The organism is Frankia sp. BMG5.23 (genome assembly GCF_000685765.2).
Taxonomy (GTDB): Bacteria; Actinomycetota; Actinomycetes; order Frankiales; family Frankiaceae; genus Frankia; species Frankia casuarinae.
The window spans coordinates 123,030-148,301 of sequence record NZ_JDWE01000001.1 but is presented as its reverse complement, the minus strand read 5'-3'; the positions used below and the strand labels follow the sequence as shown (position 1 = coordinate 148,301).

The following is a 25,272-nucleotide window of genomic DNA, read 5'->3' as shown; positions in this document are numbered from 1 at the left end:
CCGCCAGGAGACTCCCAAGGGGCCTCTCGCGGATCTCGTCAAGAATGTGGAGCGCGCAGACGGGACGTGTCACGCGCAGCAGTCTTTGAGGTTACCAGGCGATCGGAGCGGTCCACCGGGGGGGGCACGGAAGGCTGGAGTATCGGGAGTACGGGAGTACGGGAGAGCACCGGGAGTACGGACATGCAGTCGGTCCGGCCACCGACCATGGACACCTGACCGCGCTGAATCCCGCCGACAACCTGGCTATTCTCACCAGGATGACGGAGATGGGCAGCGGGCGATCTGACGGGCGCGAGGGGCCCGGGGCCCCCGGGCACGAGGGGCCGACCCCGCTGTCCGGAGGCGCCTGCCATGATCGGGCGTCTCCCGCGCCTGCCGAGGGCCGTCGGTCGGCCGGCGCGTCGAAGGGCGCGTCGGAGGGCGGCGGTCCGGCCTGCCGGGGAGGCACCACGGGCCCGACAGCGGCGACGATTCCCCGCCCGGGTGGCGCGCACCCCGACCTCGACGGCTGGACTCCCCCGGCCGACGATCCCCTGTTCGGGGGGTCCCGGACGTACTCGTTCTCGCCGAAGCCGACCTCCCTGCGGATCACGCCGCCCGACACCACGCCGCCCGACGTAACACCGTCCCCGACCACCACGAGCTTGAGCACGGGGCCAGCCGGGACCGGCGCCGCATCCGTGCCGCCGTCCGGTCCGACCCGCTATGAGCGCCCGGCATCCCGTCCACGGGACTCGGACACGCCGGCCTATCCGGGTGTCTCCCCACGCCCGGGTGTCTTCCCCGACACGGATGCCGTTACCGGCGGTCCCACCCTCATCGGTGAAACCGGCGAATCCCACCCACCCCCCGCGGCTGACAGCGGATTCGGCGACGGCGATCCGGTCGACGGCGATCCGATCAACGGGTCGGCACCGTCCGCCACCGCCGCATCGAGCGCCCGTGGCGCGTACCCGCCGAGGTGGGGGCGGAGCACTCAGGACCAGGCCGGGGACCGTGGGGTCCGCAGCGCTCGGCGGCTGCTGGCCGGCGTCGCCGGGGCCGTCCTCGTCCTCATCGCGGCGGTCGCGGTCGTGGCGGTGCGCAGCGGGGACAACGGGCGCAGCGGGGACAACGGGAACAAGACGCCCACCACCCGGCAGACGCTCCCACCGATCCCGGCAGGCTTCCTCGACAGCGCGACCCTCGACTCCGATCCGGTGACCGCCAACGAGTTCTTCTCCGACGAGCAGGTCGAGGCCGAAGGACGGAACTACCGACGGCTCGCCCGCAAACTGGACAACAGCTGCCCGGATCTCACTGGTGATCTGGTCACACAGCTCAAGGACCGGCGCTGCCGGCAGGTGGTGCGGACGCTGTTCCTCAGCACCCCGAGGGACGGCGAACGCCAGGTGTTGGCCGGCGTCACCGTCTTCGTCCTCGACAAGCTCGCCACCGCCACCGCCACCGCGGACATCCTCAACCAGGGACGCGGTGGCATCGTGCCCCTCCCCGTCCCGGCCAACTCGATTCCGAACGCGCGGATCACCGGCCCGGGTGGGAACAACTCGTGGCGGGGCGCGATCACCCGCGGGCACTACCTCATCTACACGCAGGTCGCCTACACCGACGGCACCCAGGGTGCGGGGATCGATCCCGCGCTGCGGAACGCCCAGACCGATCTGAGCACGCTCGCGACCGAGCCCATCGGAGACCGAGCAGTACTCGGCCACGGTCCGCGCCACTGACTCACCGGCGACCACTGACTCACCGGCGACCACTGACTCACCGGCGACCACTGACTCACCGGCGACCACTGACTCACCGGCGACCACTGACTCACCGGCGACCGGGGCCCCCTCAACCGGACGGCGTGGGGGGAATCCGGACGGCCCGGGTGACCTCGGCCCGGGCGGCCAGCTCAGGATCGGGCGGGTAACGCACGTCCACCAGCGTCAGGCCGTGTGCCGGCGCCACGGTGACGGCGGGGTCCCGGACACCTCGGTGCAGCACCGCCGCGGGCCATTGGGGCGGCTTGCGGCCCTCCCCGACGGCGAGCAGGGCGCCGACCAGCGCCCGGACCATGGAGTGGCAGAAGGCGTCGGCCTCGACGTCGGCCACGACGACCCCCTCAGGCCGGCGGAGCACATCGAGGCGCAGCAGCGTACGGACGGTCGTCGCGCCTTCCCGGCGCCGGCAGAACGCGGCGAAGTCATGCTCGCCGACCAGGAACAGCGCCGCCGCCGCCATCGCGGGCACGTCGAGCGGACGAGGCCAGGCCAGGGTGTCGAAGCGCCGCAGGGGTTCGGCTCCATACGGAGCGTCGGTGATCCGATAGACGTAGCGGCGGGAGAGCGCGGAGAATCTGGCGTCGAAGCCGGGCGGTGCCGGGGCGAGCCCGATGATCCGCACGGCCCGGTCCAGGACACCGTTCAGCCGCCGCGCGAGGCCGCCGAGCGGCACGTCGTCCGGGAGATCAACGTGCGCTACCTGACCGACGGCGTGGACACCCGAATCGGTCCGTCCGGCGACGGTGAGCCGTACCGCCGGCAACCGCGCCACCCGCATGAGGGCGTCCTCCACATCGCCCTGCACGGTGCGTTGGCCGGGCTGGCGGGCCCATCCCGCGAACGGCGTCCCGTCATAAGAGAGGTCCAGCCGCAGCCGAACCAGCCCGTCGGTCATCATCATCACCGGCGGGCAGCCGCCTCGCGACCCGCGGGACGACGTCCCGCGGAAACTCCCGGATCGGACATCTGCCTCTCCCCCGTGCAAGCGACGACGCGGCGGTGCGGCGGCACTAAAACGAAAGCCCGCCGCCCATGATGGGCGGCGGGCCTGCGCGGATCTACTCCAGGACGCGAGATTCGGCCAAAGATTTCGGCCTTCGGCCCGGATCTCAGTTTGCGGAGTTCTGCTCCCCGGCGCCGGAGTCGTCCCCGATGCCGGAGTCGTCCGTCTGCGCGGTCGTCGGCTTGCCGGCGGCCCCTTCGGCGGGGGTCTCCGCCGGCTCCGCGGCCTCGACTGCCACAGCAGCCGCGGTTGGCGACTCCTGGGCCAGCTCCTCCGCAGCCTCCACGGTGGCACCGGTGGGCTTGCGACGAGCCTCGAAACGGGTGCCCCGCGCCCGCTCGGCCTCACTGACGGCCTGCTGGCCGACGGTCAGCGCCTCGACCAGCTCGATCCGGGCCAGCGGGGCGTTGTCACCCTTCCGGTTGCCGATCTTGACGATCCGGGTGTAGCCACCGTTCCGGTTCGCGTAGCGCGGACCGATCTCGGTGAACAGGGTGTGCACGACCGAGTTGTCGCGTACCTGGCGCATGACACGCCGGCGGGCGTGCAGGTCCCCCCGCTTGGCGAAGGTCACCAAACGCTCGGCGTACGGACGCAGCCGCTTGGCCTTCGCCTCGGTGGTGGTGATGCCGCCGTGCTCGAACAGCGCGGTGGCGAGGTTGGCCAGCAGCAGCCGCTCATGTGCGGGGCTGCCGCCGAGCCGGGCGCCCTTGGTTGGCGTGGGCATGATGAGTGCTCCTCGTTCCTTTCACTGTCCTGCTGGTCACCGGCCTAGCCAGGCTGCCCGCCCGAAGGACGCGGCTCTCGCCACCGGAGGGTCGCCGAGGGCCCCCGCCGGAAGCGGAGGCCCTCGTGGAGATCAGTACTGCTCGGTCTCGATGAACTCCGCGCCGTCGTCGGACGGGTCGGAGAACGACGGGCTGTACGCGTCGGTGCCGTAGGTGTCCACCGCCTGGCGCGGGTCGAACCCGGGCGGGGAGTCCTTGAGCTGCAGGCCCATCGCGCCCAGCTTCGTCTTGACCTCATCGATCGACTTCTGCCCGAAGTTACGGATGTCGAGCAGGTCGGCCTCGCTACGGGAGACCAGCTCGCCGATCGTGTGGATGCCCTCGCGCTTGAGGCAGTTGTAGGAGCGGACGGTCAGGTCCATCTCCTCGATGGGCAGCGCAAGGTCGGCCGCCAGCGCCGCGTCCGCGGCGGACGGGCCGATGTCGACGCCCTCCGCCTCGGCGTTGAGCTCCTGAGCCAGCCCGAACAGGCCGACCAGGGTCTTGCCGGCGCTGGCCATCGCGTCTCGCGGGGAGATCGACGGCTTGGTCTCGACGTCAACGATGAGCCGGTCGAAGTCGGTCCGCTGCTCGACGCGGGTCGCCTCGACCTTGTAGGTCACCTTCAGCACCGGCGAGTAGATCGAGTCGATCGGGATCCGCCCGATCTCCTGGCCGGCCTGCTTGTTCTGGGCCGCGCTGACATACCCGCGCCCCCGCTCGACGGTCAGCTCGATCTCAAGCTTGCCCTTGTCGTTCAGAGTGGCGAGCCGCAACTCGGGGTTGTGCACCTCGACGCCCGCCGGCGGGGCGATGTCCGCCGCCGTGACCTCGCCGGGGCCCTGCTTGCGCAGGTACATCACGGTCGGCTCGTCGTTGTCGGAGCTGACGACCAGTTCCTTGAGGTTCAGGATCAGGTCGGTCACGTCCTCCTTGACGCCGGGCACGGTGGAGAACTCGTGCAGCACGCCGTCGATGCGGATGCTGGTGACCGAGGCACCTGGGATGGAGGACAGCAGGGTCCGGCGCAACGAGTTACCGAGGGTGTAGCCGAAGCCCGGCTCCAGCGGCTCGATCACGAAGCGTGAACGGAACTCGGAGATCGGGTCTTCGATGAGGGTGGGACGCTGAGCGATCAGCATGAGAACGTCCTTCCGACCACGGCGACCGCCATATGACGCCGTGTGGTGCGGGCCCCCTGACGGGAGCCGGTGGGCGGAACATCGGTCCATTCCACCCACGGGTGGTGTCCGGGCGGAGGCCCGCCCGGACTCCAGTGTGCTCCGCCCCTGGCTGCGGGGACGACGCCGGTAGATTTTACTTGGAGTAAAGCTCGACGATCAGCTGTTCCTGCACCTGGGTATCGATCACCTGCCGCGCCGGCAGCGAGTGCACCAGGATCCGCAGCTGGCTCGGGATCACCTCCAGCCAGGCTGGAACGGCCCGACCCTGACCCGCGGTCTCCCGGGCCACGATGAACGGGGTGAGCTCCCGGGCCTTCGGCGCGATCTCGACGATGTCGTTCTCGCTGATCCGATAGCTGGGGATGTCGACCTTGCGGCCGTTCACCTGGACGTGGCCGTGCCGGACAGCCTGACGGGCGGCGTCCCGCGAGGGTGCGAAGCCACCCCGGTACACGACGTTGTCGAGCCGCGACTCAAGGATCTTCAGCAGCTCGTCACCGGTCTTGCCGGCCCGGCGATTCGCCTCGTCGTAGTAGCCCCGGAACTGCTTCTCCAGCACGCCGTAGATCCGGGCGCACTTCTGCTTCTCGCGCTTCTGCAGCAGGTACTCGGAGTCCTTGGTGCGGCCACGGCCGTGCTCGCCCGGCGGGTAGGGCCGGATCTCGATCGGGCACTTCGGGGTGTCGCACTTGCTGCCCTTGAGGAACAGCTTGGTCTTCTCGCGGCGGCAACGCTTGCAGTCCGCGCCGGTGTAACGGGCCATCTAATCCTTCTCTCTCGTTTCCTGGCGCGAACTCGAACACGACGCCACGACACCGGCCGGCGTGGAGCCCCGGCCACGGCCGCCTCGCCGCATGGTCACACCCTGCGCCGCTTGGGCGGGCGGCAACCGTTGTGCGGGGTCGGGGTGACGTCCTGGATCGCACCGACCTCGAGCCCCGCGGCCTGCAGGGAACGGATCGCGGTCTCCCGGCCGGAACCCGGGCCCTTCACGAAGACGTCGACCTTGCGCATCCCGTGCTCCTGCGCCTTGCGGGCCGCGTTCTCGGCCGCCATCTGGGCGGCGAAGGGCGTGGACTTGCGGGAGCCCTTGAAGCCGACATGACCCGCCGAAGCCCAGGAGATCACGTTCCCGGACGGGTCGGTGATGGAGACGATCGTGTTGTTGAACGTGCTCTTGATGTGAGCGTGTCCGTGGGCGACGTTCTTCTTTTCCTTGCGCCGGACCTTCTTGGCGCCGGCTGCGCGCGTCTTGGGAGGCATATTCGCGTGTGGTCTCCGTGTACGAGGTCGTCGATCAGTGGTCGGCGGCGGACCCGAACGGTCCGCCGGGGACCCTGACTACTTCTTGCCAGCCTTCTTCTTGCCGGCGATGGCGCGGCGCGGGCCCTTGCGGGTGCGCGCGTTGGTGTGCGTGCGCTGGCCGTGGACGGGCAGGTTACGCCGGTGACGGAGCCCCTGGTAGCACCCGATCTCCATCTTGCGGCGGATGTCCTGCTTGATCTCCCGGTTGAGGTCACCCTCGACCCGGTAGTTCGCGTCGATCCAGTCGCGCAGCCTGACGATCTCTTCCTCGCTCAGATCACGAACACGCGTGTCCGGGTTGACCGCGGTGGCGGCGAGGGTGTCTCGGGAGCGGCTGCGGCCGATTCCGAAGATGTAGGTCAGAGCGATCTCAACCCGCTTCTCGCGGGGAAGGTCGACGCCGGAGAGGCGTGCCATGAACGGATGTTTCCTTCCTGCGGCCGGAGGTCTCGGGCGATGCCGTCCCGGCCGGCGCCGGGCCGGGCGGGCCCCGGCCTCCGACCGGGGGTGGGTCGTCCCGAAGAGGACGCCTGGCATCGCTTGGATGCGGTGGGCCGCATCTCGGCGGGCGGCACGTGCTGTGCCACCCGCCGGGACGAGGCGCACCCGTCAGGACATCAGCCCTGACGCTGCTTGTGACGAAGGTTGTCGCAGATGACCATGACTCGCCCGTGGCGACGGATCACCTTGCACTTGTCGCAGATCTTCTTGACGCTGGGCTTGACCTTCACGGCTGTTGCGGACCTCCTGCGCAGCCGCGGGCCGCGCGTGGCGATTGAGTGGAGCTACGGGCGAGTGAGAAAAGATCGACTACTTGTAGCGGTAGACGATGCGGCCGCGGGACAGGTCGTAGGGCGAGAGCTCGACCACGACGCGGTCCTCCGGCAGGATCCGGATGTAGTGCTGGCGCATCTTCCCGCTGATGTGGGCGAGAACACGATGACCGTTCTGGAGCTCCACCCGGAACATCGCGTTCGGGAGCGGCTCCACCACACGGCCTTCGATCTCGATGGCCCCGTCCTTCTTCGGCATGTCCTCCGCTGTCCTGACGTCGACTATGGGACGGCGGCTCGGCCGCGACCGGTCGGCCCCCCGAAATGTCCGGAAAAGCCCAGGTCAGAGGCTTGAACTACCCCGAGAGGAGCCCGAACCCACCAACCACACTGCCACCGACCGCAACTGCCATGGACAGGACTGCTATCGACACGGTGGAGCACACCGGCGTGAGAAGACCGCCAGCTAAAGAGTGTACGCTGCGACCCCCGTCAAGGGTCAACACGACCCCCGTCAAGGGCCGACGCGACCGACGCGACCTCAGCCGGTTCAGCCGGTTCAGGACGGGGCGTCAGCCGGCTGCCCGCAGACGACCCCGAGCTCGGCGAGTTTCGCCGCTCCGCCGTCCGGCGCCGTTAGCACCCACGGCCCACGGGGAGTGATTGCCACCGAGTGCTCGGTGTGGGCGGCGAGGCTGCCGTCGCGGGTCACGACGGTCCAGTCGTCGGGGAGCACGGCCGTGTCCGGCGACCCCATAGTGATCATAGGCTCGATGGCCAGCGCAAGGCCCTCGATCAGCCGGATGCCACGGCCAGGCCGGCCGTGGTTGAGCACGTGGGGGGGCTGGTGCATCTCGCTGCCGATGCCGTGGCCGCCGTAGTGGTCGACGATCCCGTAGCCATGTGGACGGACATGCCGCTCGACGGCGGCGCTGATGTCGGTGAGCTTTCCGCCGAGCTGGGCTGCGGCGAGGCCCGCCCACAGCGCGCCCTCGCACGTGTCGATCATCGCGAGAACCTCCGGGGCGACCTCACCGACCGGCACGGTGATCGCGGCGTCCCCGTGCCAGCCGTCCACGATCGCCCCGCAGTCGATCGAGATGATATCGCCCTCGCGCAGCACCCGCTTGCGGGTGGGGATGGCGTGCACTACCTCGTTGTTGACCGAGCTGCAGATCGAGGCCGGATACGGCGGCTGGGCATAGCCCTTGAAGGACGGGATACCGCCGTCGTCCCGGATCGTCTTCTCGGCAAGGGCGTCCAGCTCGGCCGTGGTGACCCCGGGGACGACCGCCTCACGCAGCCGCGCCAGCGTCTTCGCGACGAGCAGGCCAGCAACCCGCATCTTGGCAATCTCTGCCGCCGTCTTGATCTGGACGTGCTCTCGTCGCGCCACGCTCGTCGCCCCGGTCCGTGTTCGTGTTGTGTCCGTTTCCGATGCTAGCCGCCGACCCCGCAGGACGTACTCCAACGATCTTCCGCGAAAAGCACGGGAGTCACGTTCGGCCTGGTCCGCGCCCGGACCAGGCCGACGGGTTCAGTCGCCGTAGTGCCGCAGGGCGTCGAGCGCGCGGTCGGTGACGTTATCCACCGGTCCGGTGGCGTCGATACCGATCAGGATGCCCTTTTCGGCGTAGTAGGCCACCAGCGGCGCCGTCTGGTCCGCGTAGACCTCGAGCCGATGGCGGACCGTCTCCGACCGATCGTCGTCGCGCTGGAACAGCTCGCCACCACACCGGTCACAGACGCCTTCGACCGACGGCGGGTCGAAGTCGATGTGCCAGATGTGACCGCAGTTCCGACAGGTGCGCCGACCGGACAGCCGGCGCACCACCTCGTCGTCGTCGACGACGAGCTCGAGCACCACGTCCAGACGGGTCCCCATGCCATCGAGCATCTGCCCGAGCACCTCGGCCTGCGGGACGTTACGAGGAAAACCATCGAGCAGGAATCCCTTGACCGCGTCGTCCTCGGCCAAGCGGTTGCGGACCATACCGATGGTGATCTCGTCCGGTACGAGATCACCGGCATCCATGAAGGTCTTGGCCTTGACGCCCAGTTCGGTTCCCTGTCGCACGTTCGCCCGGAAGATGTCCCCGGTGGAGATCTTAGGGATCGACCGCGCCTGGGCAATGAACGCGGCCTGGGTGCCCTTTCCGGCACCGGGCGGCCCGACCAGTACGAGGCGCACTACCGGAGGAAACCTTCGTAATTGCGGAGCATGAGCTGGCTTTCGATCTGCTTCACGGTTTCCAGCCCAACCCCCACCATGATCAGGACCGACGTGCCCGCGAAGGGGAACGGCTGGTCCTTGGTCAGGTTCAACAGTGCCAACGGAAGGACCGTGATCATGCCAAGGAACAGCGATCCCGGGAGCGTGATCCGGTCGAGTACATGTTTGAGGTACTCCGCCGTCGGGTTCCCCGGCCTGATCCCGGGGATGAACCCACCATACTTCTTCATGTTGTCCGCGACCTCCGTTGGGTTGAAGGTGATCGCAACATAAAAATAGGTGAAGAAGATGATGAGTGCGAAGTATGTCACCAGATAGAGTGGATGGTCTCCCCTGGAGAGATATCTTTGCTCGAAGTCCTGGAAGCTCCGGTTGCTCCATACCTGCCCGGCGAGTTGAGGGAGCTGCAGCAGCGAGGACGCGAAGATGACGGGGATGATCCCGGCCTGGTTGACCTTGATCGGCAGGTAGGTCGACGTCCCGCCGTACATCCGCCGCCCGATCAGGCGTTTGGCGTACTGGACCGGGATGCGACGCTGAGACTGCTCGACGAACACGACGAACACGACGATCGCGAGACCGAGCAGGAGCACCAGGCTAAACACCACACCGCCGGCGACCTGGAGGATGCGTCCGCCCTCGGAGGGAAGCCTTGCCGCGATCGAGGTGAAGATCAGCAGCGACATGCCGTTACCGACCCCCCGGGTGGTGATCAACTCACCCATCCACATGATGACCGAGGTACCCGCCGTCATCGTGATGACAATCGTCGCGATCCGGAACAGGCTCGTGTCCGGGATGATGGCGGCCGAACAGCTGGGAAACAGCCGGCCGCTGCGGGCCAGCGCCACGATGCCGGTGGCCTGCAGAAGACCGAGGGCGATCGTCAGGTACCGGGTGTACTGCGTAAGCTTCTGCTCGCCCGAGCTGCCCTCCTTCTTCAGCTGCTCCAGCCGAGGGATCACCACAACGAGCAACTGAATGATGATACTCGATGTGATGTACGGCATGATGCCAAGCGCGAAGATGGACAGCTGCAGCAGAGCCCCACCACTGAACAGGTTGATCAGCGAGTAGACGTTGCTGCTGTCGGCACTCGCCGAGTCCAGGCAGGTGTTCACTGCGGACGTCGAGACACCCGGCGACGGCATGACGCTGCCGAACCGGAACAGCATCACGATACCGACGGTGAACAGCAGCTTCTTGCGCAGGTCAGGCGTGCGGAATGCCCGCGTGAAGGCGGTGAGCACGGCTCCTCCTGCTGGGATTGCGGACCGACGGGAAGTGGACATCCTGCCCGGTGCGGATCGCCTCCCCCGGCCGGTCGCCGAGGTCGGTTAGGCGACTGTAACAGGACACCCGGCCCACTCGTCCCGACATCACCATGGGTAAGCGATGGTGGACGGCAAGAGACGGCTGACGCCGAGGCGCACGGCCGTCTGGCGAGGGGTCCGGACGGGCGGGGCCGGGGTGGGAGCGGGGTGACATGGCCCACACCCCCACCCATGCTCTCAGCTCTGTGTGACGCTCCCGCCGGCAGCGGCGATCTTCTCCTTCGCGGAGGCCGAAAACGCGTCCGCGCTCACGTGCAGCGCGACGTTGATGTCACCGTTGCCCAGCACCTTCACCGGCGACTTGCCCCGCACCGCGCCCCTGGCCGCGAGGTCGGCCTTGGTGACCTCACCACCCTGCGGGAACAGTTCCGCGAGGGTGGCGACGTTCACGACCTGGTACTCGACGCGGAACCGGTTGCGGAAGCCCTTCAGCTTGGGCAGGCGCATGTGCAGGGGCATCTGGCCACCCTCGAACCGGGCGGGCACCTGCTTGCGGGCCTTCGAGCCCTTGGTGCCCCGTCCGGCGGTCTTGCCCTTGGAACCCTCACCGCGACCGACGCGGATCTTGGACTTATGGGCGCCGGGGGCTGGCCGGAGGTGGTGCACCTTCAGACCGCGGCCACGGACGACCGGCGCCGAGCCGGCCTCGGTGCCCACGCCGGTGGCGCCGGTGTCGTCACCGGCGTCGGTCTTCGTCAGTTCGGCCATGGCTAGGAGTCCACCTCCTCGACCCGGACAAGATGGGTCACAGTTCTAATCATCCCGCGAATCTCGGGACGATCATCACGGACGGTCGTCGCGTTGATCTTCCGCAGACCAAGGGTACGCAGCGTGGCCCGCTGGTTCGAGGTACCACCGATCCCCGACCGGATCTGCGTGATGCGCAGCTTGGCCATCAGACGCTGGCTCCCGCCGCACGGGCGCGCAGCATGGCCGGCGGAGCGACATCCTCCAGCGGCAGGCCGCGACGGGCGGCAATCTCCTCGGGACGCATCAGGCCACGCAGAGCGGCGACCGTCGCGTGCACGATGTTGATCGGATTCGATGAGCCGAGCGACTTCGAGAGCACGTCGTGCACACCGGCGCACTCCAGCACGGCACGGACCGGACCACCGGCGATGACCCCGGTACCGGGCGAGGCGGGCTTGAGCAGCACGACGCCGGCCGCCTCCTCGCCCTGCACCGGGTGCGGAATCGTCGAACCGATCCGGGGCACCTTGAAGAAGTGCTTCTTGGCTTCTTCGACGCCCTTGGCGATGGCGGCCGGAACCTCCTTGGCCTTGCCATAGCCGACGCCCACGGTCCCGTCCGCGTCACCGACCACAACGAGCGCCGTGAAGCTGAACCGGCGTCCGCCCTTGACAACCTTCGCCACGCGGTTGATCGCGACAACCCGCTCGACGTAGGCGTTCTTCTCCTGCGCCGGGCCGCTGCCCGACCGGTCCCGGCGTTCCCGACGGTCCGAGCCGCCGGAGCCGCCGCCGCGGCGCTGCTGGCCTGGCATCTACAACATCTCCCTGTTCTGGCTGTACTGGCGGTAAAGGCTGGACTGACTGTAAAGGCTGGGGGCAGTCATCAGAAGTCCAGCCCGTTCCCCCGCGCCGCGTCCGCGAGCGCGGCGATGCGGCCGGAGTAGGTCCGCCCGCCGCGGTCAAACACGACCGCGGCGATCCCGGCCGCCTTCGCGCGCTCGGCGACCAGGGCGCCGACCTTGCGGGCCTGCTCGGTCTTGTCCCCCTCGCCGCCGCGCAGCGACACGTCCAGGGTGGACGCCGACGCCAGCGTGTGGCCGGCGACGTCGTCGATGACCTGGGCGTAGATGTGCCGCGAGGACCGGGTGACGACGAGCCGTGGGCGAGACGGGGTGCCCGCCACCTTCTTGCGCACCCGGACGTGCCGACGGAGCTTCGCGGTCCGTCGACGCGAGCTGGCGCCGAGGCTCACTGCCATGATCTATCTCCTACTTCCCGGTCTTCCCGACCTTGCGGCGGACGACCTCGCCCTGGTAGCGCACGCCCTTGCCCTTGTACGGGTCAGGCTTGCGCAGCCCGCGGATCTTCGCGGAGACCTCACCGACCAGCTGCTTGTCGATCCCGTGGACCACGAAGCGGGTCGGGGTCTGCACCTCGAAGCGGATGCCCTCCGGGGCCTTGACCGGCACCGGGTGGCTGTACCCGAGGGCAAACTCCAGGTCGGAGCCCTTGGCCTGGACACGGTAACCGACGCCGACGATCTCCAGGGTCTTCGAGTATCCGGCGGTGACGCCGGTGACCATGTTGGAGACCAGGGTGCGAGTCAGGCCGTGCAGCGACCGGGAGCGACGCTCATCGTCGGGCCGGGTCACGAGGAGCCGACCGTCCTCCGTGTTCACCACGATCGGCTCGGCCACGACGTGGCTCAGGGTCCCTTTGGGCCCCTTGACGGTGATGGTGGCTCCCTCGACGGTGATATCGACACCGCTGGGGACGGGAATGGGCAGGCGCCCGATCCGTGACATCGCTCGCCCTCCTTACCAGATGTAGGCGAGGACTTCCCCGCCCACGCCCCGCTTGCCCGCCTGCTTGTCGGTCAGCAAACCCGACGAGGTGGAGATGATGGCGACGCCCAGGCCCCCGAGGACCTTCGGGAGGTTCGTCGCCTTGGCATAGACCCGCAGACCCGGCTTGCTGATGCGCTTGATCCCGGCGATCGAGCGTTCCCGGTTGGGGCCGTACTTCAGATCGATGACCAGGGTGTGGCCGACGCCGCCAGCCGAGGTCGCGTCCTCGACGTGCCAGCCGGAGATGTATCCCTCCTGCTGGAGGATCTCGGCGATGTGCGTCTTGATCTTGCTGTGGGGCATCACCACGCGGTCGTGGTACGCCCGGCTGGCGTTACGGACACGCGTGAGCATGTCCGCAATCGGATCGGTCATCGTCATGGCTTGACGCCTTTCTCACGGCGGTTCCCGCCAGTGCCGAGGTCGTCCTCGGCCGCCGGGCCTACCGCGATCGGGTGGAGGTGCGGTGGTGGTGCGGTGGAACCGTGCTGCCGGTGCCGCCGTTCCGGCCCCGGTCCGGGGCGCGGTACCGGCCTACCAGGAGCTCTTGGTGACGCCGGGCAGCTCGCCGCGGTGCGCCATCTGCCGCAGGCATACCCGGCAGAGCCCGAAGCCCCGGTACACCGAGCGGGAGCGGCCGCAGCGCTGGCATCGGGTGTAACCCCGGACCGCGTACTTCGGCTTACGGTTCGACTTCTCGATCAGTGCTTTCTTGGCCATCTCTCTAGTTCTCCCGGAAGGGGAAGCCCAGCGCCCGCAGGAGCGCCCGGCCCTCGTCGTCGGTGGTCGCGGTGGTGACGACCGTGATGTCCATGCCCCGAACCCGATCGATCCGGTCGATGTCGATCTCGTGGAAGATCGACTGCTCGGTCACCCCGAAGGTGTAGTTGCCGGCACCGTCGAACTGCTTCGGCGACAGCCCGCGGAAGTCACGGATACGCGGCAGCGCGATGGTGACGAGGCGGTCGAGGAACTCCCACATCCGGTCACCACGCAACGTCACCTTGGCGCCGATCGGCATCCCTTCGCGCAGCTTGAACTGGGCGATGGACTTCTTCGCGCGCCGGACCGCGGGCTTCTGGCCGGTGATGGCCGCAAGATCCCGCACAGCGCCATCGATCAGCTTCGCGTCCCGGGCGGCGTCTCCGACCCCCATGTTGACGACGACCTTGACGACGCCGGGGATCTGCATGACGTTGCGGTAGGAGAACTGCTCCCGCAGCGCCGGGGCGATCTCGTCGCGGTACCGCTGCTTGAGCCGTGGGACCGGGCGAGCGCCAATAGGCCGGCCTTCGATGGTCCGGCCCTCGGTGGTCACAGTCATGGTCTAATCTCGTTTCCCAACTGCTCGACTGCTCGCTCGGCCTACAGCTCGGTACCGGTGCGCCGCGAGACACGCACCTTGGTGCCGTCGTCGTTGATGCGGTAACCGATCCGGGTCGGCTTCCCGTCAGACGGGTCGACGATCATCACGTTGCTCACGTGGATCGGCGCCTCCTGGGTGATGATGCCCCCGGACTGCGAGCCGCGTGTGCCCTGCTGGACGCGGGTGTGCCGGGTGATCCGGTTCGCGCCCTCGACGAGGACCTTGTTCTGCTCCGGATAGGCGCGGATGACCTTACCCTTGAGCCCACGGTCCTTGCCGGTGATGATCTGGACCGTGTCGCCTTTCTTGATCTTCAAAGTGGCCACGGTCACAGCACCTCCGGCGCCAGCGAGATGATCTTCATGAACTTCTTGTCACGCAGCTCCCGGCCGACCGGCCCGAAGATGCGGGTGCCCCGAGGGTCACCACCGTCCCGGATGAGCACCGCCGCGTTCTCGTCGAAGCGGATGTAGGAGCCGTCCGGCCGCCGGCGCTCCTTGGTGGTACGCACCACGACCGCCTTGACCACGTCGCCGCGCTTCACGCCGGCGCCGGGCAGGGCGTCCTTCACCGTGCCGACGATGATGTCGCCGATCCCCGCGTAACGACGCCCAGAGCCGCCGAGCACCCGGATGCAGAGAATCTCCCGCGCTCCGGTGTTGTCGGCGACCCGAAGTCGCGACTCCTGCTGAATCACTTTCCGCTCCTGATCACCCGGTACTACTGATCACCCGGTCCTGCCCGGCCCCGGCGTCCGGGCCAGAACTACTTCACTACTTCGCCTTCTCCAAGACCTGAACGATCCGCCACCGCTTGGTCGCCGACAACGGCCGCGTTTCCATCAGCAGGACGCGGTCGCCGACACCGGTGGTGCCGCTCTCGTCGTGCGCCTTGACCTTCTTGGTACGACGGATCGTCTTGCCGTACAGCGGGTGCTGCACCCGGTCCTCGACCGCGACCACGACGGTCTTGGTCATCTTGTCGCTGACCACGAGGCCCTCGCGGACCTTGCGGAATCCGCGGGCGGGAGCCGCCGCGTCCGTGCTCTGCGAAGCCTCCTGGGAGGCCGTCTCGTCTGTCACTGTCCTCACGCCCGTTCCGACTGCGTCGCGTCATCGTCCGCCGCGCCGGCCGCCACCGCCGGATCGTCGGTGATACCCAGCTCCCGTTCGCGCATGACGGTGTAGATCCGGGCGATATCGCGCCGCACGGCCTGCAGCCGGCGGTTGTTCGACAGCTGCCCGGTCGCCGCCTGGAACCGGAGGTTGAACAGCTCCTCCTTGGCCTCCCGAAGCTTGTCGACGAGCTCCTCGCCCGACAGGCTCCGCAGCTCGTCCGCGGTAGCGATAGCCATTACGCACCACCTTCACGGACCACGAAACGGCACTTCATCGGCAGCTTGTGGATAGCCCGCCGCATCGCCTCGCGGGCCACCGGCTCCGCGACCCCGGACAGCTCGAACAGGACCCGGCCCGGCTTGACGTTCGCGACCCACCACTCGGGCGAGCCCTTACCAGAACCCATCCGGGTCTCGGCCGGCTTCTTGGTCAGCGGACGGTCCGGGTAGATGTTGATCCAGACCTTTCCACCACGACGGATGTGCCGGGTCATCGCGATACGGGCCGACTCGATCTGCCGGTTCGTCACGTAGGCCGACTCCAAGGCCTGGATCCCGTACTCACCGAACGTGACCCGGGTTCCGCCCTTGGCGGCACCGGTCCGCCCGGGGTGGTGCTGCTTGCGGTGCGCGACCTTCCGGGGAATCAGCATGTCTATTCCTCCGCCTTCTCCGGAGTGTTCGCCACGGCCGCCTCGGCCGGCGCACTCGCCGCCGCGGTGGCGGGCTCCGCGACGGGTGCCGTCGGCTCGGTCGCCGCGGCCTCGCCCGCCGGAGTCTCAGCCGGGGCGTTCCCGCCGCCACCACCACGGCCCCGGCGCTCGCCGCGGGCCGCCGCCCGGCCCGCTTCGGTCCCGCCCTGGGTCGTGCCGGACGAGCCGGAACGCGGCCCGCGGCGCGGGCGCTCCCGGCGGGTCTGGCGCTGCAGCGCCTCCTGCGCCTCACGCTCGGCCCGGCTCTGGACGATGTCGCCCTTGTAGATCCAGACCTTCACGCCGATGCGGCCGAAGTTCGTCCGAGCCTCATAGAAGCCGTAGTCGATGTCCGCGCGAAGGGTGTGCAACGGCACCCGACCCTCGCGGTAGAACTCCGACCGGCTCATCTCGGCGCCGCCGAGACGACCCGAGCACTGCACCCGGATCCCCTTCGCGCCGCCCTTCATCGCGGTCTGCATGGCCTTGCGCATCGCCCGGCGGAAGCTGACCCGGCTGGAGAGCTGCTCGGCCACCCCTTGGGCGACGAGTTGGGCGTCGACCTCGGGGTTCTTCACCTCGAGGATGTTGAGCTGCACCTGCTTGCCGGTGAGCTTTTCCAGGTCGCCACGGATGCGGTCGGCCTCGGCGCCACGGCGACCGATGACGATGCCCGGGCGCGCGGTGTGGATGTCCACCCGCAGCCGCCCCTGGGTCCGCTCGATGTCGACCCGGCTGATGCCGGCCCGCTCCATGCCCCGCGACATCATCTTACGGATCTTCACGTCCTCGCCGACGTACGCCTTGTACTGCTTGTCGGCGTACCAACGGGAGGTGAACTCCGAGGTGATGCCAAGCCGGAACCCGTGCGGGTTGACCTTCTGCCCCACTACCGGGCCCTCCTTGTCGTCTTCGCGCCCCGGCCGGCCGCGGAGACCGGCTCCCGGCTCTCCACCACGACGGTGATGTGGCTGGTGCGCTTGCGGATCCGGTAGGCCCGGCCCTGAGCTCGGGGCCGGATGCGCTTGAGCGTCGGCCCCTCGTCCACGTAGACCTCGCCGACCCACAGGGTGGCCGGATCGAGGCTGTGGTTGTTCTCGGCGTTCGCCGCAGCGCTGGCGACAACCTTGTACACGTCCTCGCTGGCCGCCTGCGGAGCGAACCGGAGGATGTCCAGCGCCTCGCCGACCGAGCGCCCGCGCACCAGGTCGACGACCCGGCGGGCCTTCGTCGGCGAGACCCGGACATAGCGGGCCGAGGCCTTCGCCCCGGGAAGACCGGCCCGGGTCAGGCCGTCAACGAGATCGTCAGCCACGGCGTGACCTCCGGTCCTCCTTGACGTGGCCACGGAAGGTCCGGGTCGGGGCGAACTCGCCGAGCTTGTGCCCGACCATGCCCTCGGTGATGAAGACCGGGACGTGCTTGCGGCCGTCGTGCACGGCGATCGTGTGCCCCAGCATGTCGGGGATCACGGTCGACCGGCGCGACCAGGTCTTGATGACGTGCTTGGTGCCCTTGGAGTTCTGCAGATCCACCTTCTTGAGCAGGTGGTCGTCGACGAACGGGCCCTTTTTCAGACTGCGTGGCATGGCTGTGTCTCCTCCTTCCTGCTCAGATCCGATGGGTACGGCTGGTCGGCGGCGCGCTGGTGGCCGACGCGGCCCGGGGCCTGGAGATCACCATTACCGCCGCCTGTTCTGCTTGCGACGACGCACAATGAGCGCGTCGGACGACTTGCGGGTCGCCCGGGTCCGCCCCTCCGGACGGCCCTTGGGATTGACGGGGTGACGACCGCCGGAGGTCTTACCCTCACCACCACCGTGCGGGTGGTCGACCGGGTTCATCGCGACACCGCGCACGGTGGGTCTGCGACCCTTCCAGCGCATCCGGCCGGCCTTACCCCAGTTGATGTTGCTCTGCTCCGCGTTGCCGACCTCGCCGACCGTCGCGCGGCAGCGCACATCCACGTTGCGGATCTCACCGGAGGGCATCCGCAGCTGAGCGTAGGGGCCGTCCTTCGCGACGAGCTGCACACTCGTGCCGGCGCTACGGGCGATCTTCGCACCACCGCCGGGACGCAGCTCGATGGCGTGCACCACCGTGCCGGTCGGGATGTTGCGCAGCGGCAGCGCGTTGCCGGGCTTGATGTCGGCGCCCACGCCGGAACTGACCGTGTCGCCCTGCCTGAGCTTGACCGGCGCGAGGATGTAGCGCTTCTCGCCGTCGAGGTAGTGCAGCAGCGCGATCCGGGCGGTGCGGTTGGGGTCGTACTCGATGTGCGCGACCTTGGCCGGCACCCCGTCCTTGTCCCGCCGGAAGTCGATGACCCGGTACGCCCGCTTGTGCCCGCCGCCCTGGTGCCGGGTGGTGATCCGGCCGTGGACGTTGCGCCCGCCCTTGGAGTGCAGCGGGCGGACCAGCGACTTCTCCGGGTGGTCACGAGTGATCTCGACGAAGTCGGCCACGCTCGCACCACGACGCCCCGGCGTCGTCGGCTTGTACCTACGAATACCCATGGCTTCCTACCGTCCTGGACCCACCGCCGCCGCGGAGCGCACGCGCTCAGGCACCGGGGCCTCCGAAGATCTCGATCGTGTCACCGGGAGCCAGGCTCACCAGGGCCCGCTTGGAGGCGGACCGGTGTCCCCAGCCGTGCTTGGTCCGCTTGCGCTTGCCCTGCCGGTTGATGGTGTTCACCCGCAGGACCCGCACATTGAAGATCTGCTGGACCGCGAGCTTGATCTGGGTCTTGTTCGCGTCCGGACGCACGATGAAGGTGTAGACGTTCTCGTCGAGCAGGCCGTAGCTCTTCTCGGAGACGACCGGCCGCAGGATCACGTCACGCGGGTCGGGAATCACTTGTTCTCCTCCGCCCCGGCCACACCTTCGGTGCCCGCGGCAGCCTCGGTCCCGGCGGTGGAGGTTGCCGGACGGGTGTCACGAGCAAGGAACGCGGCCAGCGCATCCTCGATGAAGACCACGTCGTCGCTCACCAGCACGTCATAGGTATTGAGCTGGCCCGGGTCGAGCAGGTGCACCGCCGCGACGTTGCGCAGGCTCTTCCAGGTCAGCTCGTCCGAACGGCTCGCCACCACCAGCACCCGGCGGGTGTCGGCGATCGTCCGCAGCGCGGTGACCGCGCTCTTCGTCGACGGCGTCTCGCCGGAGACCAGCGAGGACACCACGTGCACCCGGTTGTTGCGGGCCCGGTCGGACAGCGCGCCGCGCAGCGCGGCGGCCTTCATCTTCTTCGGGGTCCGCTGGTCGTATCTGCGCGGTGTGGGGCCGTGTACGGTGCCACCGCCGGTGAACTGCGGAGCCCGCAGCGATCCCTGCCGGGCCCGGCCGGTGCCCTTCTGCCGATACGGCTTGCGGCCACCGCCGCGGACCTCGCCGCGGGTCTTCGTGTCGTGCGTGCCCTGGCGGGCCGCCGCGAGCTGCGCCACCACGACCTGGTGGATCAGCGGGATGTTGAGCGGCACGTCGAACACGCCACCGGGCAGCTCGACGCTGCCGCCTTCGCCCCCGTTCGGCGCGTGCACCGCGACGGTGCGCGCGGTGACGCTCGGGTCGGATGTGGCCACCCGGCTCATGCCGAGACCTCCTCACCGGTACCGGCCAGCTCGGCCGCCGGGGCGATGGCCTCGGGCGCCGGGCGCTTGGCCGCGCTGCGCACGAGGACCAGACCACCATCCGGGCCGGGCACCGCACCCCTGACCAGCAGATAGCCACGCTCGGTGTCGACGGCGTGGATCGTCAGCCCCGAGGTCGTGGTGCGCACGTGACCCATCCGGCCGGCCATGCGCAGGCCCTTGAACACGCGACCGGGCGTGGCGCAGCCGCCGACCGACCCCGGCGAGCGGTGCTTGCGCTCGACGCCGTGCCCCGCGCCCAGACCCTTGAACCCGTGACGCTTCATGACACCGGCGAACCCCTTGCCCTTCGAGGTGCCGGTGACGTCAACGACGGTCCCGGCGGAGAACACCTCGCCGGTCAGCTCCTGGCCGGGCCGGTAGTTGCCGGCATCGGCGGTCCGCAGCTCGACGAGGTGGCGCCGGGGCGTCACCCCGCTGGTGGCGAAGTGGCCGCGGGCGGGTTTGTTGATCTTACGCGGGTCGACCTCGCCGTAACCGAGCTGAACGGCCGAGTAGCCGTCCGAGTCAGGCGTCTTGACCTGCGTGACGACGTTGGGTCCGGCCTTGATGACGGTGACCGGCACGACGCGGTTGTTCGCGTCCCATACCTGGGTCATCCCGAGCTTGGTGCCCAGGAGCCCTCTGTAGTTGCGGATGAGCATGACTGCGCCGGCCCCTCTTACAGCTTGATCTCGATATCGACGCCGGCGGGCAGGTCGAGGCGCATAAGCGAGTCGACCGTCTTGGGCGTCGGGTCAAGAATGTCGATCAGCCGCTTGTGCGTCCGCATCTCGAAGTGCTCGCGGCTGTCCTTGTACTTGTGCGGCGACCGGATGACGCAGTAGATGTTCTTCTCCGTCGGCAGCGGCACCGGTCCCGCGACCTGCGCGCCCGTCCGCGTCACCGTCTCGACGATCTTCCGCGCCGAGCTGTCGATGACCTCGTGGTCATAGGCCTTGAGCCGGATGCGGATCTTCTGTGCCGCCATGGTGGGCTTCGCCTGTCCTGTCTGTCTCGTCCGGCCGGTATCGCTACCGGGTCACCGCCCGTAGATCCTCACCGCCGGCCGCGCGGCGAGCCTGGCGCCCCGCCGCCGGCGGAAAGAACCTGCCGGTTGTACCGCTGTCTCGTGCCGGTCCCGCTCGACGTGTCGACCGGGACCGGGCTGCGTCCCTTGCCGGCGGCCGGTTGTCCTCGGCAGCCGAGTCTCGCGAGAGCCTTGCCTGGTCAGGCAGCGCAGTGGGCGGTGGGTCCGTACACACGCCCGGACCCACCGCCCACGGCTACTACTTGAGAACCTTCGTAACCTGGCCCGCGCCGACGGTCCGGCCACCCTCGCGGATGGCGAAGCGCAGACCCTCCTCCATGGCGATCGGCTGGATCAGCTCGACCGTCATCTCGGTGTTGTCCCCCGGCATGACCATCTCCGTGCCCTCGGGGAGGGTCACGACGCCGGTCACGTCGGTGGTGCGGAAGTAAAACTGCGGGCGGTAGTTCTTGAAGAACGGCGTGTGCCGTCCGCCCTCATCCTTGTTGAGGATGTAGACGCGAGCCTCGAACACCGTGTGCGGGGTGATCGACTTCGGCTTGACGATGACCTGGCCGCGCTCGACGTCCTCCCGCTTGATACCGCGCAGGAGCAGACCGACGTTGTCGCCGGCACGCCCCTCGTCGAGCAGCTTGCGGAACATCTCGACACCGGTCACGGTGGTGGAGGTGGTCTCCGGCTTGATACCGACGATCTCCACGGTCTCGTTGACCTTGACGATTCCGCGCTCGACGCGACCGGTGACCACGGTGCCACGACCGGTGATCGTGAAGACGTCCTCGATCGGCATGAGGAACGGCCGGTCGATGTCACGCTGCGGCTCGGGGATCGACTCGTCGACCGCCGCCATGAGCTCGAGGAGCTTGGCGCCCCACTCCTTGTCGCCCTCCAGCGCCTTGAGCGCGGAGACCCGGACGACCGGAACGTCGTCGCCCGGGAACTCGTACGAGCTCAGCAGCTCCCGGACCTCCAGCTCGACGAGCTCGAGGATCTCCTCGTCGTCGACCATGTCGGCCTTGTTCAGGGCGACGACAATGTAGGGCACGCCGACCTGGCGGGCGAGGAGCACGTGCTCCTTCGTCTGCGGCATCGGGCCGTCGGTGGCGGACACGACCAGGATCGCGCCGTCCATCTGAGCGGCACCGGTGATCATGTTCTTGATGTAGTCAGCGTGTCCCGGGCAGTCGACGTGCGCATAGTGCCGGGTGTCGGTCTGGTACTCGACGTGGGCGATCGAGATCGTGATGCCGCGGGCCTTCTCCTCCGGCGCCTTGTCGATCTGGTCGAACGGCGTGAAGGGGTTGAGGTCTGGGTAGGCGTCGTGCAGGACCTTGGTGATCGCCGCGGTCAGGGTCGTCTTGCCGTGGTCGATGTGACCAATGGTGCCGATATTGACGTGCGGCTTCGTCCGCTCGAACTTCTGCTTCGCCACGGGTGTCCCTCCAAGGACGGGTGGTGTCGTGCTGTGTAGTCAGGTAGGGGTATTGCTCACGCCGTGAGGGCGCTCACTCTCCCCGGGCCTTGGCGATGATCTCCTTGGCGACGTTCGCGGGAACCTCGGCGTAGGAGTCGAACTGCATGGAGTAGCTCGCCCGGCCGGAGGTCTTCGAGCGAAGATCACCAACGTAGCCGAACATCTCCGACAGTGGCACCAGCGCCCGTACGATCCGGGAGCCCCCCCGCTCCTCCATCGCCTGGATCTGCCCACGGCGGGAGTTCAGGTCGCCGATCACGTCACCCATGTGGTCCTCGGGGGTGGTGACCTCGACGGCCATCAGGGGCTCGAGCAGCACCGGGTCGGCCTTGCGGGCCGCGTCCTTGAACGCCATCGAACCGGCGATCTTGAATGCGAGTTCGGACGAGTCGACGTCATGGAACTGGCCGTCGAGCAGGGTGACCTTGACGTCCACCAGCGGATAGCCGGCGAGCACGCCGAACTCCATGGCCTCCTGGCAGCCCGCATCCACCGAGGGGATGTACTCCCGGGGGATGCGACCACCCGTGACCTTGTTCTCGAACTCGTAGCCACCGCCGTCGCCGCCGGAGGGCTCCAGGTTGATGATCACCCGGGCGTACTGGCCGGATCCACCCGTCTGCTTCTTGTGGGTGTAGTCGACCTTCTCCACCTTGCGGCGGATCGTCTCCCGGTAGGCCACCTGCGGCTTGCCGACGTTCGCCTCGACACCGAACTCGCGGCGCATCCGGTCGACCAGCACATCCAAGTGCAGCTCGCCCATGCCGGCGATGATCGTCTGACCGGTCTCCTCGTCGGTGCGGACCTGGAAGGTCGGGTCCTCCTCGGCGAGCCGCTGGATGGCGGTGCCCAGCTTCTGCTGGTCGGCCTTGGTCTTCGGCTCGATCGCGACGTGGATGACCGGCGCCGGGAACGTCATCGACTCCAGGATCACCGGGGCGTTCGGGTCGCAGAGCGTGTCACCCGTGGTGGTGTTCTTCAGCCCCACCACGGCCACGATCTGTCCCGCGCCGACGCCCTCCCGGTCCTCCCGGTGGTTGGCGTGCATCTGCAGGATGCGGCCGACACGCTCCTTGCGGTCCTTCGTCGAGTTCAGCACCGGCGAACCACCAGTCAGCTTGCCGGAGTACACCCGGATGTAGGTCAGCTTACCCACGTACGGGTCACTCATGATCTTGAAGGCGAGCGCGGAAAACGGCTCGTCCTCGCTCGGCTCCCGGCGGACCTCGGTCTCCTCGTCACCGACCGCATGGCCGACGGTGGCGCCGATGTCCAGCGGGTTCGGCAGGAAGTCGACGACGGCGTCGAGCATGGGCTGGACGCCCTTGTTCTTGAACGCCGAACCGCACAGCACCGGGTTGACCTTGCTCGCCAGGGTCGCGCGGCGCAGGGCTGCGACGAGCTGCTCCGTGGAGGGCTCCTCACCCTCGAGGTAGAGCTCCATGAGCTCGTCGTCGTTCTCAGCGACGGTCTCGAGGAGCTTGTCGCGCCACTCCTGCGCGGCCTCAAGGTGATCCCGCGGGATGTCGACGGTCTCGTAAGAGGCGCCCTTGTCCTCGGTCTTCCAGAGGAGGCCCTTCATGCGGACCAGGTCGATGACACCGCGGAAGTCGGCCTCCACGCCCCACGGGAGCTGGATCACGGCCGGCGTCGCGTCGAGCCGGTCGATCATCATCTCCACGCAGCGGTGGAACTCGGCACCGACCCGGTCCATCTTGTTGACGAAGGCGATACGCGGGACGTTGTAACGGTCGGCCTGCTTCCAGACCGTCTCGCTCTGCGGCTCGACTCCGGCGACCGCGTCGAAGACCGCGACCGCACCGTCAAGGACCCGCAGCGAGCGCTCCACCTCGACGGTGAAGTCGACATGGCCGGGGGTATCGATGATGTTGATGGTGTGGTCGCGCCAGAGACAGGTGGTGGCCGCGGAGGTGATGGTGATCCCCCGCTCCTGCTCCTGCTCCATCCAGTCCATCGTGGCGCCGCCCTCGTGGACCTCACCGATCTTGTAGTTCACACCGGTGTAGAAGAGGATGCGCTCGGTGGTGGTGGTCTTGCCCGCGTCGATGTGGGCCATGATCCCGATGTTGCGGGTCCCGGCCAGCAAGGAACGTACGTCAGATGGCATGTCGGATCACCAGCGGTAGTGGGCGAAGGCCTTGTTGGACTCCGCCATCTTGTGGGTGTCCTCCCGGCGCTTCACGCTGGCGCCGAGGCCGTTGCTTGCGTCGATGAGCTCGTTCATCAGCCGCTCGGTCATCGTCTTCTCGCGACGAGCCCGGGAGTAGCCGACGATCCAGCGCAGCGCGAGGGTAGTGCTCCGGCCGGCGCGAACCTCGACCGGAACCTGGTAGGTGGCACCACCCACCCGGCGGCTGCGCACCTCCAGCGTCGGCTTGACGTTGTCCAGCGCACGCTTGAGCGTGACGACCGGGTCGTTGCCGGTCTTGTTCTTCGCACCCTCGAGTGCGCCGTACACGATGCGCTCCGCGACCGACTTCTTACCGCTCAACAGCACCTTGTTCACCAGCGCGGTCACCAGCGGCGACCCGTACACCGGGTCGACCACCACGGTGTGCTTGGGCGCAGGCCCCTTGCGCGGCATCAGCCCTTCTCCTTCTTCGCGCCGTAGCGGCTACGAGCCTGCTTACGGTTACGGACGCCCTGCGTGTCGAGAGCGCCTCGGACGATCTTGTACCGGACACCCGGAAGATCCTTCACTCGGCCACCGCGAACCAGGACGATCGAGTGCTCCTGCAGGTTGTGGCCGACCCCGGGGATGTAGGCGGTGACTTCGATCCCGCTGTTCAACCGGACCCGGGCCACCTTGCGCAGGGCCGAGTTCGGCTTCTTCGGGGTGGTCGTGTAGACGCGGGTGCACACACCACGACGCTGAGGGCTTCCCTTGAGTGCCGGGGTCTTGGTCTTCTCGACCTTGTCCTGCCGGCCCTTGCGGACCAGCTGCTGGATCGTGGGCAACGCCGCTCCCGTTCCTGTCACGCCTCGTCGTACTGCCTTGGGCAACCAGAC

General features: G+C 68.3%; 37 protein-coding genes. 1 reads left to right on the top strand and 36 read right to left on the bottom strand.

Going from position 1 to position 25,272, the window contains the following annotated elements:
* Positions 1-269: 269 nt before the first annotated feature.
* A complete protein-coding gene (locus BMG523DRAFT_RS00760; protein ID WP_051569455.1) occupies positions 270-1,730 on the top strand; it encodes a hypothetical protein in 1,461 nt (486 codons plus the stop codon).
* 112 nt (positions 1,731-1,842) lie between these two features.
* On the opposite strand, the gene truA is transcribed toward BMG523DRAFT_RS00760, so the two are convergent.
* The 36 genes from truA to rpsL form a co-directional block, all read right to left on the bottom strand.
* On the bottom strand, positions 1,843-2,673 hold the full coding sequence (truA, locus tag BMG523DRAFT_RS00755; protein ID WP_035940875.1) for a tRNA pseudouridine(38-40) synthase TruA: 831 nt from the start codon (positions 2,671-2,673) through the stop codon (positions 1,843-1,845).
* Between the two features lie 208 nt (positions 2,674-2,881).
* Positions 2,882-3,502 (bottom strand): 50S ribosomal protein L17, encoded by a 621-nt coding sequence (rplQ, locus tag BMG523DRAFT_RS00750; RefSeq protein WP_011435064.1) that lies wholly within the window; start codon positions 3,500-3,502, stop codon positions 2,882-2,884.
* A gap of 132 nt (positions 3,503-3,634) precedes the next feature.
* Entirely contained in the window at positions 3,635-4,684 is a 1,050-nt protein-coding gene (locus BMG523DRAFT_RS00745) for a DNA-directed RNA polymerase subunit alpha (RefSeq protein ID WP_011435063.1), read from the bottom strand.
* 175 nt (positions 4,685-4,859) lie between these two features.
* Positions 4,860-5,489 carry a 30S ribosomal protein S4 gene (rpsD, locus tag BMG523DRAFT_RS00740; protein ID WP_011435062.1) on the bottom strand — a complete coding sequence of 210 codons (630 nt, stop codon included), beginning with the start codon at positions 5,487-5,489 and terminating at the stop codon, positions 4,860-4,862.
* A 95-nt stretch (positions 5,490-5,584) separates the two neighbouring features.
* A complete protein-coding gene (rpsK, locus tag BMG523DRAFT_RS00735; protein ID WP_011435061.1) occupies positions 5,585-5,989 on the bottom strand; it encodes a 30S ribosomal protein S11 in 405 nt (134 codons plus the stop codon).
* A 78-nt stretch (positions 5,990-6,067) separates the two neighbouring features.
* Positions 6,068-6,448: a 30S ribosomal protein S13 gene (gene rpsM / locus BMG523DRAFT_RS00730; protein WP_011435060.1), complete on the bottom strand. Its 381-nt coding sequence runs from the start codon at positions 6,446-6,448 to the stop codon at positions 6,068-6,070.
* Between the two features lie 200 nt (positions 6,449-6,648).
* Positions 6,649-6,762 carry a 50S ribosomal protein L36 gene (gene rpmJ / locus BMG523DRAFT_RS22400; protein WP_003956441.1) on the bottom strand — a complete coding sequence of 38 codons (114 nt, stop codon included), beginning with the start codon at positions 6,760-6,762 and terminating at the stop codon, positions 6,649-6,651.
* 79 nt (positions 6,763-6,841) lie between these two features.
* Positions 6,842-7,063: a translation initiation factor IF-1 gene (infA, locus tag BMG523DRAFT_RS00725; protein ID WP_006541558.1), complete on the bottom strand. Its 222-nt coding sequence runs from the start codon at positions 7,061-7,063 to the stop codon at positions 6,842-6,844.
* 300 nt (positions 7,064-7,363) lie between these two features.
* Positions 7,364-8,200: a type I methionyl aminopeptidase gene (gene map, locus BMG523DRAFT_RS00720; RefSeq protein ID WP_011435059.1), complete on the bottom strand. Its 837-nt coding sequence runs from the start codon at positions 8,198-8,200 to the stop codon at positions 7,364-7,366.
* 141 nt (positions 8,201-8,341) lie between these two features.
* A complete protein-coding gene (locus BMG523DRAFT_RS00715) occupies positions 8,342-8,995 on the bottom strand; it encodes an adenylate kinase (protein ID WP_011435058.1) in 654 nt (217 codons plus the stop codon).
* A complete protein-coding gene (secY, locus tag BMG523DRAFT_RS00710; RefSeq protein WP_043590090.1) occupies positions 8,995-10,287 on the bottom strand; it encodes a preprotein translocase subunit SecY in 1,293 nt (430 codons plus the stop codon). The genes BMG523DRAFT_RS00715 and secY overlap by 1 nt, the downstream gene beginning before the upstream one ends.
* Positions 10,288-10,548: 261 nt before the next feature.
* On the bottom strand, positions 10,549-11,079 hold the full coding sequence (rplO, locus tag BMG523DRAFT_RS00705; RefSeq protein ID WP_011435056.1) for a 50S ribosomal protein L15: 531 nt from the start codon (positions 11,077-11,079) through the stop codon (positions 10,549-10,551).
* Between the two features lie 2 nt (positions 11,080-11,081).
* Positions 11,082-11,267 (bottom strand): 50S ribosomal protein L30, encoded by a 186-nt coding sequence (rpmD, locus tag BMG523DRAFT_RS00700; RefSeq protein WP_011435055.1) that lies wholly within the window; start codon positions 11,265-11,267, stop codon positions 11,082-11,084.
* Positions 11,267-11,875: a 30S ribosomal protein S5 gene (gene rpsE, locus BMG523DRAFT_RS00695; protein WP_011435054.1), complete on the bottom strand. Its 609-nt coding sequence runs from the start codon at positions 11,873-11,875 to the stop codon at positions 11,267-11,269. Before rpsE ends, rpmD begins: the two co-directional genes overlap by 1 nt.
* 71 nt (positions 11,876-11,946) lie before the next feature.
* A complete protein-coding gene (gene rplR / locus BMG523DRAFT_RS00690; protein WP_011435053.1) occupies positions 11,947-12,321 on the bottom strand; it encodes a 50S ribosomal protein L18 in 375 nt (124 codons plus the stop codon).
* A 10-nt stretch (positions 12,322-12,331) separates the two neighbouring features.
* Entirely contained in the window at positions 12,332-12,868 is a 537-nt protein-coding gene (gene rplF, locus BMG523DRAFT_RS00685; protein ID WP_011435052.1) for a 50S ribosomal protein L6, read from the bottom strand.
* Positions 12,869-12,880: 12 nt separating this feature from the next.
* Complete coding sequence (gene rpsH / locus BMG523DRAFT_RS00680; RefSeq protein ID WP_011435051.1) at positions 12,881-13,291, bottom strand: 30S ribosomal protein S8; 411 nt, start codon at positions 13,289-13,291, stop codon at positions 12,881-12,883.
* Positions 13,292-13,444: 153 nt separating this feature from the next.
* Positions 13,445-13,630 (bottom strand): type Z 30S ribosomal protein S14, encoded by a 186-nt coding sequence (locus tag BMG523DRAFT_RS00675; protein WP_011435050.1) that lies wholly within the window; start codon positions 13,628-13,630, stop codon positions 13,445-13,447.
* Positions 13,631-13,634: 4 nt separating this feature from the next.
* On the bottom strand, positions 13,635-14,234 hold the full coding sequence (gene rplE / locus BMG523DRAFT_RS00670) for a 50S ribosomal protein L5 (protein WP_011435049.1): 600 nt from the start codon (positions 14,232-14,234) through the stop codon (positions 13,635-13,637).
* A gap of 41 nt (positions 14,235-14,275) precedes the next feature.
* Positions 14,276-14,602 carry a 50S ribosomal protein L24 gene (rplX, locus tag BMG523DRAFT_RS00665; protein WP_011435048.1) on the bottom strand — a complete coding sequence of 109 codons (327 nt, stop codon included), beginning with the start codon at positions 14,600-14,602 and terminating at the stop codon, positions 14,276-14,278.
* Between the two features lie 2 nt (positions 14,603-14,604).
* Positions 14,605-14,973 carry a 50S ribosomal protein L14 gene (gene rplN, locus BMG523DRAFT_RS00660; RefSeq protein WP_009740518.1) on the bottom strand — a complete coding sequence of 123 codons (369 nt, stop codon included), beginning with the start codon at positions 14,971-14,973 and terminating at the stop codon, positions 14,605-14,607.
* A gap of 76 nt (positions 14,974-15,049) precedes the next feature.
* Positions 15,050-15,358 carry a 30S ribosomal protein S17 gene (gene rpsQ / locus BMG523DRAFT_RS00655; RefSeq protein ID WP_011435047.1) on the bottom strand — a complete coding sequence of 103 codons (309 nt, stop codon included), beginning with the start codon at positions 15,356-15,358 and terminating at the stop codon, positions 15,050-15,052.
* 5 nt (positions 15,359-15,363) lie between these two features.
* Entirely contained in the window at positions 15,364-15,630 is a 267-nt protein-coding gene (gene rpmC, locus BMG523DRAFT_RS00650) for a 50S ribosomal protein L29 (protein ID WP_011435046.1), read from the bottom strand.
* The gene (gene rplP / locus BMG523DRAFT_RS00645) at positions 15,630-16,046 is read right to left on the bottom strand and encodes a 50S ribosomal protein L16 (protein ID WP_009740521.1); all 417 of its coding nucleotides are present in this window, start codon (positions 16,044-16,046) and stop codon (positions 15,630-15,632) included. The genes rpmC and rplP overlap by 1 nt, the downstream gene beginning before the upstream one ends.
* A gap of 2 nt (positions 16,047-16,048) precedes the next feature.
* Positions 16,049-16,975 (bottom strand): 30S ribosomal protein S3, encoded by a 927-nt coding sequence (gene rpsC / locus BMG523DRAFT_RS00640; protein ID WP_043590087.1) that lies wholly within the window; start codon positions 16,973-16,975, stop codon positions 16,049-16,051.
* Complete coding sequence (gene rplV, locus BMG523DRAFT_RS00635) at positions 16,975-17,400, bottom strand: 50S ribosomal protein L22 (protein WP_011435044.1); 426 nt, start codon at positions 17,398-17,400, stop codon at positions 16,975-16,977. Before rplV ends, rpsC begins: the two co-directional genes overlap by 1 nt.
* Positions 17,393-17,674 carry a 30S ribosomal protein S19 gene (rpsS, locus tag BMG523DRAFT_RS00630; protein ID WP_011435043.1) on the bottom strand — a complete coding sequence of 94 codons (282 nt, stop codon included), beginning with the start codon at positions 17,672-17,674 and terminating at the stop codon, positions 17,393-17,395. The genes rplV and rpsS overlap by 8 nt, the downstream gene beginning before the upstream one ends.
* Positions 17,675-17,767: 93 nt before the next feature.
* Complete coding sequence (rplB, locus tag BMG523DRAFT_RS00625) at positions 17,768-18,601, bottom strand: 50S ribosomal protein L2 (protein ID WP_011435042.1); 834 nt, start codon at positions 18,599-18,601, stop codon at positions 17,768-17,770.
* 46 nt (positions 18,602-18,647) lie between these two features.
* Positions 18,648-18,944 (bottom strand): 50S ribosomal protein L23, encoded by a 297-nt coding sequence (gene rplW, locus BMG523DRAFT_RS00620; RefSeq protein ID WP_011435041.1) that lies wholly within the window; start codon positions 18,942-18,944, stop codon positions 18,648-18,650.
* The gene (gene rplD / locus BMG523DRAFT_RS00615) at positions 18,941-19,678 is read right to left on the bottom strand and encodes a 50S ribosomal protein L4 (RefSeq protein ID WP_011435040.1); all 738 of its coding nucleotides are present in this window, start codon (positions 19,676-19,678) and stop codon (positions 18,941-18,943) included. The genes rplW and rplD overlap by 4 nt, the downstream gene beginning before the upstream one ends.
* Entirely contained in the window at positions 19,675-20,382 is a 708-nt protein-coding gene (rplC, locus tag BMG523DRAFT_RS00610) for a 50S ribosomal protein L3 (protein WP_011435039.1), read from the bottom strand. The genes rplD and rplC overlap by 4 nt, the downstream gene beginning before the upstream one ends.
* Positions 20,383-20,399: 17 nt before the next feature.
* Positions 20,400-20,708 carry a 30S ribosomal protein S10 gene (rpsJ, locus tag BMG523DRAFT_RS00605; protein ID WP_007514815.1) on the bottom strand — a complete coding sequence of 103 codons (309 nt, stop codon included), beginning with the start codon at positions 20,706-20,708 and terminating at the stop codon, positions 20,400-20,402.
* Positions 20,709-21,006: 298 nt separating this feature from the next.
* Positions 21,007-22,200: an elongation factor Tu gene (tuf, locus tag BMG523DRAFT_RS00600; RefSeq protein WP_011435038.1), complete on the bottom strand. Its 1,194-nt coding sequence runs from the start codon at positions 22,198-22,200 to the stop codon at positions 21,007-21,009.
* A 73-nt stretch (positions 22,201-22,273) separates the two neighbouring features.
* Positions 22,274-24,370 (bottom strand): elongation factor G, encoded by a 2,097-nt coding sequence (gene fusA, locus BMG523DRAFT_RS00595; protein WP_011435037.1) that lies wholly within the window; start codon positions 24,368-24,370, stop codon positions 22,274-22,276.
* A 6-nt stretch (positions 24,371-24,376) separates the two neighbouring features.
* Positions 24,377-24,847 (bottom strand): 30S ribosomal protein S7, encoded by a 471-nt coding sequence (rpsG, locus tag BMG523DRAFT_RS00590; RefSeq protein ID WP_011435036.1) that lies wholly within the window; start codon positions 24,845-24,847, stop codon positions 24,377-24,379.
* Positions 24,847-25,221, bottom strand: coding sequence for a 30S ribosomal protein S12 (gene rpsL / locus BMG523DRAFT_RS00585; protein WP_009740532.1), 375 nt, complete (start codon positions 25,219-25,221; stop codon positions 24,847-24,849). The genes rpsG and rpsL overlap by 1 nt, the downstream gene beginning before the upstream one ends.
* Positions 25,222-25,272: the final 51 nt, after the last annotated feature.